We start from the raw sequence: 14,453 nt of genomic DNA, 5'->3' as shown, positions 1-14,453 counted from the left end.
CGCGCCGGCACCCCCCCCCCCCCCCCCCTCCCCCCCCCCCGCCCCTCCGTCCCCGTTGAGGCGGCCCCCCCCCCCCCCGGGGGCGGCCGCGCCCGTCCCGCCCCCCCGGCCCCCCCCCCCCTCTTGGTCGTGGGGGGCCCCCCCCCCCCAGTAGCGCATCGCGCGCGGATCGGAGAGGATCTCGTGCATCGCCGCCATATCGGCGGGGCGCGCCCGCCGCATCAAGAGCCGCGCCGTGCGGATCTCGGTCATGATTATAGCAGCGCGGGCATTGCGGATTCGGGCGCCGGCAGCGACCAGTCGATGGGTGTCAGGCCCTGCGCAGCAAGGAATGCGTTGGCCTGCGAAAAATGCCGGCAACCAAGGAAGCCGCTATGCGCCGACAGCGGCGACGGGTGCGGTGCCTTAAGCACGAGATGGCGGCCACCCTTGTCGGTCGAATCGACGAAGGCCGCCTTCTTCTGCGCATAGCTGCCCCACAGCATGAACACGACCGGGTCGGCCCTGGCGTTGACCAGCCCGATGATCGCATCGGTGAACTTCTCCCAGCCGCGATCACGATGCGACGCAGCCAGGCCCATCTCGACTGTCAGCACGCTGTTGAGCAGCAGCACCCCCTGCTGCGCCCAATGCTCGAGGAAGCCATGCGCCGGACGCGGCAGGCCGAGGTCGCTGTGCAGCTCCTTGTAGATGTTGACGAGGCTCGGCGGCGGCCTGACGCCGGGCCGCACGCTGAAGCACAGGCCATGCGCCTGCCCCAGGCCATGATACGGATCCTGCCCCAGGATAACGACGCGGACCTTGTCGAGCGGGGTCAGGTCGAGCGCGCGGAACCACTCCCCCGCCGCCGGGAATATCCGCTTCCCCTTCTCGCGCTCGCCGGTCAGGAAACTCTTGAGCGCGGCCATATAGGGCGCGGCGAACTCGTCGGCGAGCGGGGTCTTCCAGCTTTCGTGCAGCTTGATGTCGGCCATGGCCGCTTTGTGGCGCAGGATTGTTTGGGGTTCAATCGCCATCCCGTTCCGGCGACGACCCGGCCGGGCGATGCGCGGCGACATGGACGCGCAGATCGTCGAGCACAGCGTCGAGCGGGCGGATATCGTACGCATCGATTTCGAGCCGCACGTCGCCATAGGAGAGCCGGCTGATCTGTTCGACGGTGCGCGTCGGGCCGAGCCGGCGCGGCGACTGCCACAGGATCAAGCGGTGAAAAGGTCCGCTGCCGACGGTCGCGTAACGCCACGCGGGCAGATAGTCGCGAATGAAGAACACCAGTCGGTAGACGTCGCCCATCCAGTGGTTCTTGCGGTTGCCGGTCTCCTGCCGAAGCGCGATCGACCGCTCATAGGACGGCAGGGATGCGGCGTAGCTCGACGGCAGCACGTCATCGACCACGATCGTCCCGCCCGGCTTCAAGACGTTCATCGCGTTGAGCAGGTCACGCAGCGTCTGATCGAAAGTATGGAGCCCGTCGATGAAGATCAGGTCGAACCGGTCGTCGCCGATGATGTCGGGCTCGAAGAATCGATCGCTGGGCATCGCGTGGAAATGGACATCCTGCCCGCCTGCCGCGGCGCGGGCCTGATCCAGATCGAAGCGGAATTCGATATCGACCGCCACCTTGCGGGTCGCCGATACGGCATGGAAGGTCATGCCGTCGCATACCCCGATCTCCAGATAGGCGGGACGCGCGTAGAGGTCGGCGATCGGCTGAATGATGTCGATATGCTGCATGAAAACTCCGGACGGGACTCGAACGTCGGACGCGTCGTCAGACCAGCAGGCGTTCGATCGCCTGGGCCAGCGCGACATAGAGCTTACCCATGTCGGACGAGAGCATCGTCACCGCAAGCGCACTGCCGTCGCGGCTGGAGAGGATGCGTTTTAGCAGCTCTTCGAAATCGTGGATGTAGCGGTTCACATGCTCGCGAAACTCGACATTGCCGTCGTAGAGCTGCACAATCCGCCCCGCTTCCTCGGTCCGCAACAGGCGGACGGCGGTGCGCGTGAAGGCGCCATGATCGCCGTTGAGATAGGCCTTCCATGCGCCATCGGGCACATCATGCGCGAGCAATTTGGTGACGTCGATCGCTGCCGAGTTGAGATGCTCGACGAGGATCGCGACCTCGCGGCTGACCTCGTCCTGCTCGAATTTCTCCTGCCGCGCATGCGCCTCGGCGACGCGCTTCTCCATGCCCAGTGTGGCTTCGGCCACCGAAAGCATCTGGCGGAGCAGCTTCTCGCTCGCATGGTTGGCGGCGGCGACGGCGGCTTCGGCGGTATCGGAGATGAGGTGGATGCGCTGGGTGATCTGGTCACCGAACGCGCGCTCGATCGCCTCGGCGCCGCTGCGCGCGAGCGCATCGCTCGCGTCGGGAATGATCGACTCGAGCGCCGCCCGCGCGCCGCGCGCCGCTTCGCCGGCAGTCTCGCGCATCTTCAGGATTGCGTCGATCAGTTTGCCGCCCGACAGTTCGGACAGTGATCGCATATTCGCCTCGCTCTCACCGATCAGGCGAGCGAGCTCGTTGCTATGATCGCGCAGCGCCTCGAGCCGGGCATTGGCCTCCTCGGCGAAGGCGTCGGACAATTGCCGCTGCCGTTCGAGCATCGTGTCGCCCTCGGCGGCGATATCGGCCATGCGCCGCGCCGCCTGATCGCCCAGACCAGAGATCGCGTCGCGTTGCCGGTCGATCATCATGTCGGCCGAGCTGAGGCGGTCGGTCGCGCGCTCGACGGTCGCGGCGAGCTGCTCGGCCTGTGCGGTGATCGCGCGCATCGTCGCATCACCGCGCGCCGCCTCGCCCTCGATCCGCTGCATCGTCTGCGGAAGGTCGCGCTCGACATTGGCGATGATCGAATCGAACGCGATACGCAGGCCGTTGGCGCGATCGGTCAGCGTCCGCGCGCCCGCCATGCTGTTGCTGACCGCCTGGCCGAGGCCCTCGACATGCCCACTGAGCGAGACGATGACCTCGGCGAGGTCGGCGGTCTGTTCGGCGCCGGTCGCCCCGAGCGCCTCGAATCGGCCCTCGATCGCGCCCAGCGCATGTTCGAGATTGGCTACCAGCCGGCGGGCATCCTCGTCCTGCTGGACGAGCTGCGCCGACAGGCCGTCCGCGAGCCGGCTCATATCCGACAGGCGCTCGGCGATCGAGGCGGCGGCGGCGGTGCCCGCCTCGTCGAGCGCAGCGCGGCCATGATCGATCATCGCCGCCATCGCCTCACGCTGCAGGTCGAGGCTGCCGCGGCTCTGCTCGATCGCGACGGTAGCGCGATCGAGCGTCGAATCGACCACCGTGCCGAGCCCGGTGGCGGCCTCCTCGATCGTCCGCGCGGTGCGTTCGGCGCGGGTCTCGATACGGCCGATCTGGGTGGCGAGGCGCCCCGACGCGGCGCCGATCAGCTCGTCGGCCTCATGGCTGCGCTCGATGATCGCGGTGAGTGCCGTCGACAGGCCCTCCGCGTGATCGCGGGCGGTCCCGCCGATCGACTTGATCAGCTCGTTGACCTCGCCGACCATGCCGAGCGACTTGGGCAGATCCTGCATCAGCCCGCTCATATCGGAGCGGGCGATGCCGGCGGCATTGTGGAGCAGGTCGGTCTGCCGCGCGAGCAGGTCGGTCTCGTCACGCATGTCCATGCTGATCTGTTGGAGCTTTTCGGCGGCGCGGCTGCCCTCATCGAGCAGCGCGCCGGTGTGCGCGGACAGATCGGCACGGCGATTGTCGAGCACCGCGGCGACCCGCGCCACCGCTTCCTCCAACCGCCGGCTCTCGACCCGCATCGACAGCGCGGTCTCGCCGAAGCGGCTGACTTCGCGCCGCGTGCCGCGCTGGAGTAGCATGTAAACGATGCCGAGCAGGGCGAGCGGCCCGCTGGCCAGGGCAACGCTGCGGGCGAGCGCCGAGACGTCGAACGATGTTGGGGCGACTCCGCCGATCCACAGCGCGATCCAGCCCGCCGCCAGCATCCCGAACAGCGCGCCGACTGCGACATCGCCGGCGCGGCGGCGCGGCATCGATGACGCCGGCTCGACAAAGGCTGGCGCGTCCTCGCGCACAGCCTCGGACAGCAGCAACTCGTCACCCGCTTCGGTCATGTTTTCCGGATAGGATTCAATGGGTTCGCCATCGGCCGCAGCCGCCCTGACGGCGTCCGCCTCGGCCCCCGTAGCCGCACGCCAACGATCCAGTGGATGCGGTGCCTTCCCCATGAGACGCGATTCTATAGGAATCCTGAATCGAGCGATAGTCTCGACTAACGAAATCTTTACTCTTCCTGGCCCTTATCGGGGCATGTCCTTCGAACCCGCCACGCTCGATCATCTCCTCGCCGAAGCCGTCGGCGCCGACAGCGCCGTCGCGGGTGAGTTGCGCGCACTTTTCCTCGCCTCGGCGACGATGCATGTCGCGGCGCTTTCGCAGGCGCAATCGGTGATCCCGTGGCGCGACGAGGCACTCAAGCTTCAGGGTCTCGCCGCAAGTTTCGGTATGACCGCGCTGATGGACGTCGCCGCCCGCGCCACCCATGCCGGCCCCGATCCGCTGCTGCTCGATGCCGTTGCGGATGCGCTGGCCGCGTGTCGATAGCCTCCTCGCTGCCCTGACCTTCCCCCTCCCGGAAAGGGAGAGGGAAGAATGGCGAACCGCCCCAAATCCGCACAATGTACCGCGATTCCCGCTTTGCCGAATCGCTCCGCAACGCCTATCCCCTTTCGATTGTCGACGGGGGATTGGGACGTGCCGCTTGCCGCGCTTATCGCCGCGCAGGATCAGACAGACGTAGGTGACGGGTTGCGCGCCACGCTCCCGCTCGCCGGGCGTAGCCTGATCGAATATCAGGCGGGGCTCGCGATCGGCGCGGGGGCGACGCATGTCGTCGTGCTGGTCGAACGGGTGCCGGCCGCGCTGGCGCAGGCGGTCGATCGCCTGCGGCGGCAGGGCGCGCGGATCGAAATCGCGCGCAACATCCCCGACGCGCTCGACCGTTTCCATCCCGAGGAACGCATCCTGCTGATCGCCGACGGCGCGGTCGCGGCACAGGGCGCGGTCGATGCGCTCACCGCCGAAAACGCGCCCGCGCTGCTCGCCCTGCCCGATATCCAGGACTATGCCGATTTCGAGCGGATCGATGCCGCCGAACGCTGGGCCGGCTTCGCGCTGCTCGGCAAGCCCGCGCTCGACGCGACCGCGCAGATGCTGGGCGACTGGGATCTGACCTCGACCCTGCTGCGACGGCTGGTCCAGGCCGATGCGGCCCGCGTCGGCGCGATCAATCCCAGCGGCGACCAGATCCTCCCCCCGCCGGTGCTGGCGACCGGGCCCGCGGCGATCGGCGCGATCGAGACCAGCCTGCTCCGCCGCGCCGATCCGGATGCCGGCGACTGGACCGAACGCTATCTGCATCGCCTGCTCGCCGGCCCGCTCGTACCGCCGCTGGTGACGCGGCAGGTCGATCAGAGCCATGTCGCCTATGGCGCGGCGGCGCTCGCCTGGGGCGCGGCGCTGTTCGCGGCCTTCGGATTGTTCTGGGTCGCCGCGCTGCTGCTGCCGATCGCCACGACGATCGCCTCGTCGGCGCGGCGGATGGCGCGCATCTGGAGCACGGCCGCCGCCCCCTCCCGGCTGATCGATATCACCCGCTATGCCGCGGTCCTCGCGACCCTGATCCTGCTCGCCCGCGTCCTTGCCGCCGAGGGGGGCTGGGGCTGGTGGATGGTCGCGGCGCTGATTCCCGCGGCATTGCTGGGCGTCGCGGCGCTTGGGCCGATCGTCGCTGCCGTCCGGGCGCAGCCGACGCCGCGGTGGCTGGCGAGTCCCGACGCGCTCGTCTGGACCGCACCGCTGCTGGCGGTGCTCGGTGGCTGGCGGTGGATGGTGGCGGCGCTCGCCGGCTATGCGATGATTTCCTTTGCCGAAAGGTTCATTGCAGCATGGAAGAGCGCAAGAATGTGTGAGAGTTGATAGCTTAGCTTCGATTTAACGACATTAACTTATGACCGAAGCATGATGGGGCTGGACGACGAAAGGCTGGATGGCATGCGGCCCGCGGTGACGCGGTGGCTGAGCGATGCCGCGCGCGCGCTCGACGGCATCGAAAGCCGCATCGATCGCGCCGCCAGCGACCTGTTCCACAACGACGCTTTCAGCCTCTCCGATCAGCAACGCGCCCAGATAACCCAGCTCATGCGCGCCCTGATCGGCGCGATCGAAGACGAACTGCGCATCCATATAGGCAATGCGTTGCCGGCAGACGCCAGCCCCGAACTGGCGGCAGCGCTCGGCTCCGCGCGGGTGCCGATCGCGCTGCCATTGCTTGAGCGGACCCAGTTGCTGCGCGATCCCGATCTGGTCTCGGCCATGCTGCGCCGGGTCGACGAGCATCGGCTGGCGATCATCCTGGGCCGCGATTCGCCCTATCATGTCGCCGATCTCGCCCAGCGGCTGCTCGACCTGGGCGACGAGACGATCGCCGAGGCGGTCATGGCGCTGCTGATCGCCGAGAGCCGCCGCTACGATCAGTTCGGCGATCCCGCGCTCGCCCGCACCGACCTCCCCCCTGGCCCGCATCGCCGGCTGCTCTGGGCCGTCGCGGCGGCGCTGCGCCACTATCTGATCCGCCAGCACGCCGTGCCGGATACCCAGGCTGATCTGCTTCTGGCGGGCGCGGCGCGCAACCTGCTTGCAGAACATGAGGATGCCGACACGCTCGAGGGCCGCGCCGAGGCGCTCGCCCTGCTGCTCGCCGACCGCGAGCTGATCGACGATGCGCTGCTCACCGCGGCACTCGAGGAGGGCTGGCTCGCGCTGTTCACCGCCGCGCTGGCCCAGCGCGCAAAGATGGATTCGCCCGGCGTCTGGTCGATGGTCGCCGACCCTTCGGGGATGATGCTGAGCACCCTGCTGCGCGCGGTCGATTGCGGCCGTGAGGCGGCGGTGACGATGTTGTGGCGGATCGGATCGGCCGAGGGCGCGAGCGAGGAGACGCTCGTCGAGCGCGCCAACGCATTTGACGGCCTGAGCGTCCACGACGCCGCCGAGGCGGTGCTGATCTGGCGGCTCGATCCCAATTATCGCCGCGCCGTACTCGAAATTGGCGACAATCCCGGGCCCCGCACGGGACGGAGGCGATGAACGCCCCCGCCGGCGTCCGACCCGTCCATGGCAAGGTCGACCAGCAAGGCCGGCTGATCGAGGCCGATCCGCCGCTGCTGCGCCTGCAGGAACGCGCCGGGGGCGTGCGCGGCGGCGCTCTCGCCATACCGCAACTCGCCTCATTGGCGCGGCTTACCCGGCGCCTGGGCATCAGCATCTCGCGCCGGGTCGTCGCCGCGAATGGCGATCAGGACATCGACCTGTGGGTGGAGGTGAAGCCCGGGGGCCCGTGCGTCGAACTCGCGATCACCGGCTGGCAGGATATCGCCCCGATACCGCCGCAGCCGGGGCTCGACGCGATACGCTGGCGCGATTTCAGCCGGGCAAGCGCCGACTGGATCATCGAGACCGATCCGATGCTTAGGATAACCCAGCCACCCGCCAACATGCCCGCCGCGATCGGCCAGCCGATCGAGGCGCTGTTTACCCTGACCTGCGACGAGGCCGGGGTAAGCCGCATCTCCGAATCCGCGCGCACCGCCGACCGCTTCGAGGACGATGGCGCGACGTTCCTGTTCGGCCCAGGCGTGCCGGTGCGACTGGCGGGAGTCCCGCTGATCGACGGGATCGGCAATCTCGCAGGCTATCAGCTGCTGGTCAGCCGCCGCGATCCCCGGGCGCAGGCCAGCGCGCGACAGGCCCCGCCGCCGCCGCTCGACGAAGCCTTTGGTAGCCAGCTCGGCCGGGCGATGCGCGAGCCGCTCGACCGGATCATCGCCAACGCCGATGTGATTCAGGGACGCAGCGAGGGGCCGGTGCGGCGCGACTATGCCGTCTATGCCGAGGATATTGCCGGCGCGGGCCGTCATCTGCTCGCGCTGGTCGAGGATCTCGTCGATCTGCAAACAATCGAGCGCGCCGATTTTCGGCCCGAAGCGGACAGGATAGACCTGAACGACACCGCCCTGCGCGCCGCCGGGCTGCTCGCGGTGCGCGCCGCCAATCATCAGGTGACGATCGACGCCCCCCCGCCGGGCCCTCCGGTGATGGCGCGTGGCGATTTCCGTCGCATCCTGCAGGTGCTGATCAACCTGCTGAGCAATGCGATCCGCCATTCGCCCGAGGGCGGGGTCGTCTGGATCCGCTGCGAGCGCGAGGGCGACATCGCCGCGATCATCATCGCCGATGCGGGCGACGGCATCGCACCCGAGCATCAGGAGCGCGTCTTCGACCGGTTCGAGCGGCTTGGCCTGCGCGACGGGACCGGCAGCGGCCTGGGCCTCTACATATCCCGCCGCCTGGCCCGCGCGATGGGCGGCGACCTGGGAGTCGACAGCGCACCCATGCAGGGCGCGCGGTTCGTGTTCACGCTCCCGGTGGGGGACTGATTCCCAACCCGCTATCGTCAGCATAACGGGCAGAGGCGCGGAGGCTCGCGGCACACGACGAAAAAGGCCGGAGCTTTCGCCCCGGCCTCTCAATTCACGAAATTGGAAATGCTACCGCTTGGCGACCGGAACATAGTCGCGCGCCGCCGGGCCCATATAGAGCTGACGCGGGCGGCCGATCTTCTGCTCGGGGTCCGAGATCATCTCGTTCCATTGCGCGACCCAGCCGACGGTGCGGGCAAGCGCGAAGAGCACGGTGAACATCGTCGTCGGGAAGCCGATCGCCGACAGGATCACGCCCGAATAGAAGTCGACGTTCGGATAGAGCTTCTTGTCGATGAAATACTGGTCGCTGAGCGCGATCCGCTCCAGCTCGCGCGCGGTGTCGAGCACCGGATCGCTGATGCCGAGCTTGTCGAGCACCTCGGTCGCGGCCTTGCCGAGCACCTTCGCGCGCGGGTCGAAATTCTTGTACACGCGGTGGCCGAAGCCCATCAGGCGGAACGGATCGTCCTTGTTCTTGGCGCGGGCGATATATTCGGGAATGCGGTCGGGCGTGCCGATCTCGCGCAGCATGTTGAGCGCGGCTTCGTTCGCGCCGCCATGCGCCGGGCCCCACAGACAGGCGATGCCCGCCGCGATGCAGGCGAAGGGATTCGCACCCGACGATCCGGCGAGGCGCACGGTCGAGGTCGAGGCGTTCTGCTCGTGATCGGCATGGAGGATGAATATCTTGTCCATCGCCGACTCGATCACCGGATCGATCTCATATTCCTCGGCGGGAACGCCGAAGGTCATGCGCAGGAAATTGCCGGTGTAGCTCAGGTCGTTCCTCGGATAGAGGAAGGGCTGACCCACCGAATATTTATACGCCATCGCCGCGATCGTCGGCATCTTGGCGATCAGCCGGTGCGACGCGATCATGCGCTGCTTGGGATCGGTGATGTCGGTCGAGTCATGGTAGAAGGCCGACAGCGCGCCGACGACGCCGCACATGATCGCCATAGGATGCGCATCGCGGCGGAAGCCGCGATAGAAGGTGGCGAGCTGCTCGTGCAGCATGGTGTGGCGGCTGATCGTATAGGTGAAGTCCGCCAGTTCCTTACCGCTCGGCAGTTCGCCGTTGAGCAGCAGATAGGAGACTTCCATGAAGCTCGACTGTTCGGCGAGCTGGTCGATGGGGTAACCGCGATGGAGCAGGACGCCCTCGTCGCCGTCGATATAGGTCAGCGCCGACTGGCATGATGCGGTCGAGGTGAAACCCGGATCATAAGTGAATGCACCGGTCGCGGCGTAGAGCTTGCGGATGTCGATGACGTCCGGCCCCACCGTGCCCGACATGACGGAATATTCGGACGTCTTGCCGCCGAACTCGAGCTGAACCTTATCCGCCATGTCGCAATCTCCTGTCGTTCGCCCCTTGGCCGCTTTACCGGCACGTCATTTCACTTCAGCTGGTCTTCCAACCGGCCCAGGCTCTCCTCGCGGCCGAGAAGCGCCAGAACGTCGAATATACCCGGGGAGGTAGCGCGGCCCGTCAGCGCCGCACGCAACGGCTGCGCAACCTTGCCGAGGCCAATCCCCGCCTGCTCCGCCACCGCCTTGACCGACGCGTCCAGCGCGGGCGCAGACCAGTCGGCCGTGGCTGCAAGCGCGTCGCGGGCCAGAGCCAGCAGCGCCTTGCCGGGCTCGTCTAGCAGTGATGCTGCCTTCTCGTCCATATCGAGCGGGCGAGTGCGAAACAGAAAGCCGGCACCTTCCGTCAACTCATTGATATTCTTCGCTCTTACCTTCAGGAAAGGAATGGTGCGGAGCAGTAGCGCATGATCGTCCGAGTCGAATTCGCGTCCTGCCTGCGCCGCGACTCCGGGCGCGATCAGATCGGCCAGGCGCGCATCGTCGGCCTCGCGCATATAATGACCGTTGAGATTCTCGAGCTTCTTGAAATCGAAGCGTGACGGCGAACGCCCGACCCCGGCGAGATCGAACCACTCCACCGCCTGCTCGCGGCTGATGATCTCGTCATCGCCATGGCCCCAGCCGAGTCGCAGCAGATAGTTGTTCACCGCCTCGGACAGCATCCCCATCTCGTCGCGATAGGCGTCGACACCCAGCGCACCATGGCGCTTGGAGAGTTTTGCGCCGTCCGCCCCGTGGATCAGCGGGATATGCGCATAGATCGGGTCGGGCCAGTCGCCCGTGATTTCGTTCATCGCACGAATCAGCGCGAGCTGACGAAAGGCGTTGTTGAGATGGTCGTCGCCGCGGATGACGTGGGTGACGCCCATGTCGTGATCATCGACCACCACAGCGAGCATATAGGTCGGCGTCCCGTCCGAACGGAGCAGGATCATGTCGTCGAGCTCGGCATTCTGGACCGTGACCGGACCCTGCACCAGATCGTCGATCGTCACCTCGCCCTCGCGCGGGGCCTTGAGGCGGATCACGAAGGGCGCGTCCGTCGGAGCTTCGGAGGGGTCGCGGTCGCGCCAGCGGCCATCATAGCGCAGCGGCTGCCTGGCGGCGCGCTGCTGCTCGCGCAGCTCGGCCAGTTCCTCTGAGGTCGCATAGCAGCGATAGGCATGGCCATTGGCGAGCAGTTCGTGCGCGACCGCGGCGTGGCGCTCGGCGCGGGCGAACTGATAGACGACATCGCCATCCCAGCCGAGATCGAGCCACGACATCCCGTCGAGAATCGCCTCTATCGCGGGCTGCGTCGATCGAGCCCGATCGGTATCTTCGATGCGTAGCAGGAACTTGCCGCCATGGTGGCGCGCGAACAGCCAGTTGAACAGCGCGGTGCGTGCGCCGCCGATGTGGAGATATCCGGTCGGCGATGGCGCGAAGCGGGTGACGACAGTCTGATTTTCGGTGCTTGCGCCCACGCGCTATTTCTCCAAGATCGGCGCGATGGCCAGCAAGGTCGACGCGCCCCCTAACCCATTTTTCTGCCCGGTCAAATCGGCCGAACGGCAGCATCACGGGATTCGGGGCTACCGGGGCATCAATGACGCCCGGCGGGGGGCCTAGCATGGCGTCGGCCGCGCTTCAAACCGGGGGCCGGCGCGCGACAGCCACGGCGCTACGGCATATCGAAACTATGCTGGAGGCCGAGCGCGACCAGCTGGGCCTGTGGGTGCCGGTCGCGCTGGCGGGCGGCATCGCGTTGTGGCTGGTCCTGCCCGATAGGGTCGCCTGGCTCGCGGCGATGGTAGCACTGGCAGGCGTGGCGCTGACGGGACTGGCGATCGGCACCGGGCACAGGCTGGGACGCGCCATCGTCGTCACCGCGCTCGCCGCGTTGATCGGCATGATCATCATCTGGTCGCGCGCCGACTGGGTCGCCGCTCCACGCATCGACCGGCCGATGGTGACGATGGTCAGCGGGCGGATCGAGGCCGTCGAGCGGCTGCCGGCGCGCGAGATCGTGCGCCTGACGATCGCGATCGACCGGGAAGCCGCCGATGGCGTCATGCTGCCGCCCCGCATCCGGCTCAATGTCGATCAGGCCTATCTGCCGGAGATGGTGCCCGGCGGGGCACGGATCGCCGTGCGCGCCCGGTTGATGCCGCCCGCGCCGGCGGCGGTGCCCGGCGCCTATGACTTTGCGCGCGCCGCCTGGTTCCAGGGGATCGGCGCGACAGGCAAGGCGCTCGACCGGCCGGTGATCGACGCCTCGGAAGCGGCCGGCGGCTTCAGGACCTGGCTGGCCGATCGGCGCGCGCGGCTATCGGCGCATATCGAGGCGAGCGCGAGCGGGCAGAGCGCCGGCGGCATCGCCGCCGCGCTCGCGACCGGGGATCAAGGCGCTATCGCCGTGGAGGATGCCGAGGCGATGCGCCAGTCGGGGCTCGCCCATCTGCTGTCGGTGTCGGGGCTGCATGTCTCGGCCGTGGTCGGCGGCGTTCTGCTGCTCACGCTGCGGCTGCTCGCACTCAGCCCCCGGCTTGCACTTCATGCGCCGTTGCTGCTGATCGCGGCGGGCGCGGGCGCGCTTGCGGGGATCGGCTATACGCTGTTGTCGGGATCGCAGGTGCCGACGATCCGCTCGTGCGTCGCCGCGCTACTGGTGCTGGCGGGGATCGCAATGGGGCGCGAGGCGATCACCCTGCGGCTCGTCGCGACCGGCGCGCTGATCGTGCTGCTGCTCTGGCCCGAGGCGCTGGCCGGGCCCAGCTTTCAGCTCAGCTTCGCGGCCGTGACCGCGCTGGTGGCCCTGCTCGAGCATCCCCGCGTCGTCGCCTTCGCAGCGGGCCGCGACGAAGACTGGCTGCCGCGCTTCGGCCGGGGCCTCGCGGTGCTGCTCCTGTCCGGCCTCGTGATCGAGGTCGCGCTCGCGCCGATCGCGCTGTTCCACTTCCACAAGTCTGGATTATATGGCGCAGTCGCCAATATCGTCGCGATCCCGCTGACCACCTTCATCATCATGCCGTTCGAAGCACTGGCGCTGCTGTTCGATACCGTCGGTCTCGGCGCGCCCTTTTGGTGGCTGGCGTCACAGGCGATCGCGCTGCTGCTGTGGATCGCCCATGCGGTCGGCGGCGCACCGGGGGCGGTGACGATGTTGCCGACCATGGCCTGGGGGGCCTTTGCACTGATGATCGTCGGCGGGCTGTGGATCGCGCTGTGGCGGACGCCCGTCAGGCGCTGGGGGACGGTTCCGCTCGCGATCGGTGCGGTCTGGGCGCTGTTGTCGCCCGCGCCCGACCTGCTTGTGACAGGCGACGGCCGCCATGTCGCGGTGGTGCTCGGCGACGGCCGGGTCGCGCTGCTGCGCGATCGGGCGGGCGACTATGTCCGCGACATGCTCAGCGAGGCCGCTGGGGTCGATGGCGAGCCACTGCCGATCGACGCGCTCGCGGCGGCGCGCTGCTCGGCCGACCTGTGCGAGGCGCGGCTACGGCGCGGCGGGCGCGATTGGCACATCCTCGCGACGCGCAGCCCCTATCTGGTCGACATTGCCCGGATGAATCGCGCCTGCGCTCGCGCCGACATCGTCATCAGCGAGCGGCGGATGCCGCGCAGTTGCGTTCCCCGCTGGGTCAAGATCGATCGGCCATTCCTCGCGCGGAGCGGCGGCGTGGCGATCGATCTGGAGCGGGGGACGATAGCGACAGTCGCATCGGGCGTCGGACGGCATCCCTGGTCGGTGTTCAGGGATTGGAGCGGAACAGCCGCCCAACCGTCGCCCCGGCGGAGGCCGGGGCAGTCATAGTCCTGGCGAGATCGTCGAGGCCGGAGCCTCTAGCGGCCCCGCCTCCGCCGGGCCGACGAAAGCTCAATAGCGCCGCAGCAGCCCCGCCAGCTTCCCCTGCACCTGCACCTGATCGGGCTTATAGCGCTGCGGATCGTAGGCCCGGTTGGCCGGGTCGAGCCGGATCATCGCGCCTTCCTTGCGGAAATATTTGAGGGTCGCTTCGCTGTCGGCAATCAGCGCGACGATGATGTCGCCGTCGCGGGCCGTGTTGACGCGGCGGATCAGCGCATAGTCGCCGTCGAGAATGCCGGCCTCGACCATCGAATCCCCCGACACTTCGAGCGCATAATGCTCGCCTGCCCCAAGCAGGGCAGCGGGCACCGACAGGGTGCTCTGTCCTTCGAGCGCTTCGATGGGCATGCCCGCAGCGATGCGGCCGTGCAGCGGAATCTCCAGCACATTCTCGTTCGCGGCCTGCGGCACGCTGGCCGGAACCTTAGCCTTGGCGGTGGCGGCCGGCGCCTTGACCCCAGTCTCCGGCATGCGCAGCACCTCCAGCGCGCGGGCGCGATTGGGCAGGCGGCGGATGAAGTTGCGTTCTTCGAGCGCGCTGATCAGGCGGTGAACGCCCGACTTCGACTTGAGATCGAGCGCCTCCTTCATCTCCTCGAACGAAGGCGAGACGCCCGTCTCGGCGAGGCGATCGTGAATGAAGGTCAGCAGTTCGTGTTGCTTGCGGGTCAGCATGGCATTGCCCTCGTCGGGAACGGA

Annotated in this window: 11 protein-coding genes; 5 read left to right on the top strand and 6 right to left on the bottom strand. The window is 68.0% G+C overall.

Going from position 1 to position 14,453, the window contains the following annotated elements:
* Nucleotides 1-254: 254 nt before the first annotated feature.
* Genes ung through WP12_RS02635 form a run of 3 tightly spaced genes read right to left on the bottom strand, consistent with a single transcriptional unit; the run spans nucleotide 255 to nucleotide 4,102 of the window.
* On the bottom strand, nucleotides 255-974 hold the full coding sequence (gene ung, locus WP12_RS02645) for a uracil-DNA glycosylase (protein WP_046192229.1): 720 nt from the start codon (nucleotides 972-974) through the stop codon (nucleotides 255-257).
* A gap of 31 nt (nucleotides 975-1,005) precedes the next feature.
* Entirely contained in the window at nucleotides 1,006-1,734 is a 729-nt protein-coding gene (locus WP12_RS02640; protein WP_046192218.1) for a class I SAM-dependent methyltransferase, read from the bottom strand.
* Nucleotides 1,735-1,771: 37 nt separating this feature from the next.
* Nucleotides 1,772-4,102, bottom strand: coding sequence for a hypothetical protein (locus tag WP12_RS02635; RefSeq protein WP_235398907.1), 2,331 nt, complete (start codon nucleotides 4,100-4,102; stop codon nucleotides 1,772-1,774).
* A 196-nt stretch (nucleotides 4,103-4,298) separates the two neighbouring features.
* Between WP12_RS02635 and WP12_RS02630 the strand changes: the two genes are divergently transcribed.
* Genes WP12_RS02630 through WP12_RS02615 form a run of 4 tightly spaced genes read left to right on the top strand, consistent with a single transcriptional unit; the run spans nucleotide 4,299 to nucleotide 8,485 of the window.
* On the top strand, nucleotides 4,299-4,592 hold the full coding sequence (locus tag WP12_RS02630) for a hypothetical protein (RefSeq protein ID WP_046192216.1): 294 nt from the start codon (nucleotides 4,299-4,301) through the stop codon (nucleotides 4,590-4,592).
* A 48-nt stretch (nucleotides 4,593-4,640) separates the two neighbouring features.
* Entirely contained in the window at nucleotides 4,641-5,966 is a 1,326-nt protein-coding gene (locus tag WP12_RS02625) for a hypothetical protein (RefSeq protein ID WP_152663862.1), read from the top strand.
* A 42-nt stretch (nucleotides 5,967-6,008) separates the two neighbouring features.
* On the top strand, nucleotides 6,009-7,136 hold the full coding sequence (locus tag WP12_RS02620; protein ID WP_046192214.1) for a DUF2336 domain-containing protein: 1,128 nt from the start codon (nucleotides 6,009-6,011) through the stop codon (nucleotides 7,134-7,136).
* Nucleotides 7,133-8,485, top strand: coding sequence for a sensor histidine kinase (locus tag WP12_RS02615; RefSeq protein WP_046192213.1), 1,353 nt, complete (start codon nucleotides 7,133-7,135; stop codon nucleotides 8,483-8,485). Before WP12_RS02620 ends, WP12_RS02615 begins: the two co-directional genes overlap by 4 nt.
* A gap of 111 nt (nucleotides 8,486-8,596) precedes the next feature.
* Here WP12_RS02615 and WP12_RS02610 read toward each other — a convergent pair whose 3' ends face one another.
* Both WP12_RS02610 and gltX read right to left on the bottom strand, forming a co-directional pair.
* The gene (locus WP12_RS02610) at nucleotides 8,597-9,880 is read right to left on the bottom strand and encodes a citrate synthase (RefSeq protein WP_046192212.1); all 1,284 of its coding nucleotides are present in this window, start codon (nucleotides 9,878-9,880) and stop codon (nucleotides 8,597-8,599) included.
* A 50-nt stretch (nucleotides 9,881-9,930) separates the two neighbouring features.
* A complete protein-coding gene (gltX, locus tag WP12_RS02605; protein ID WP_046192211.1) occupies nucleotides 9,931-11,370 on the bottom strand; it encodes a glutamate--tRNA ligase in 1,440 nt (479 codons plus the stop codon).
* 146 nt (nucleotides 11,371-11,516) lie between these two features.
* On the opposite strand from gltX, the gene WP12_RS02600 reads away from it, so the two are divergent.
* Nucleotides 11,517-13,700, top strand: a complete 2,184-nt coding sequence (locus WP12_RS02600) for a ComEC/Rec2 family competence protein (protein WP_052730162.1) — start codon at nucleotides 11,517-11,519, stop codon at nucleotides 13,698-13,700.
* Nucleotides 13,701-13,763: 63 nt separating this feature from the next.
* On the opposite strand, the gene lexA is transcribed toward WP12_RS02600, so the two are convergent.
* Nucleotides 13,764-14,429, bottom strand: a complete 666-nt coding sequence (lexA, locus tag WP12_RS02595; RefSeq protein ID WP_046192210.1) for a transcriptional repressor LexA — start codon at nucleotides 14,427-14,429, stop codon at nucleotides 13,764-13,766.
* Between the last annotated feature and the right edge of the window lie 24 nt (nucleotides 14,430-14,453).

The sequence above is a fragment of the Sphingomonas sp. SRS2 genome (genome assembly GCF_000971055.1).
Classification (GTDB): Bacteria; Pseudomonadota; Alphaproteobacteria; order Sphingomonadales; family Sphingomonadaceae; genus Rhizorhabdus.
The sequence above is the reverse complement of the archived record's forward strand: the minus strand, read 5'-3'. Positions and strand labels throughout refer to the sequence as shown.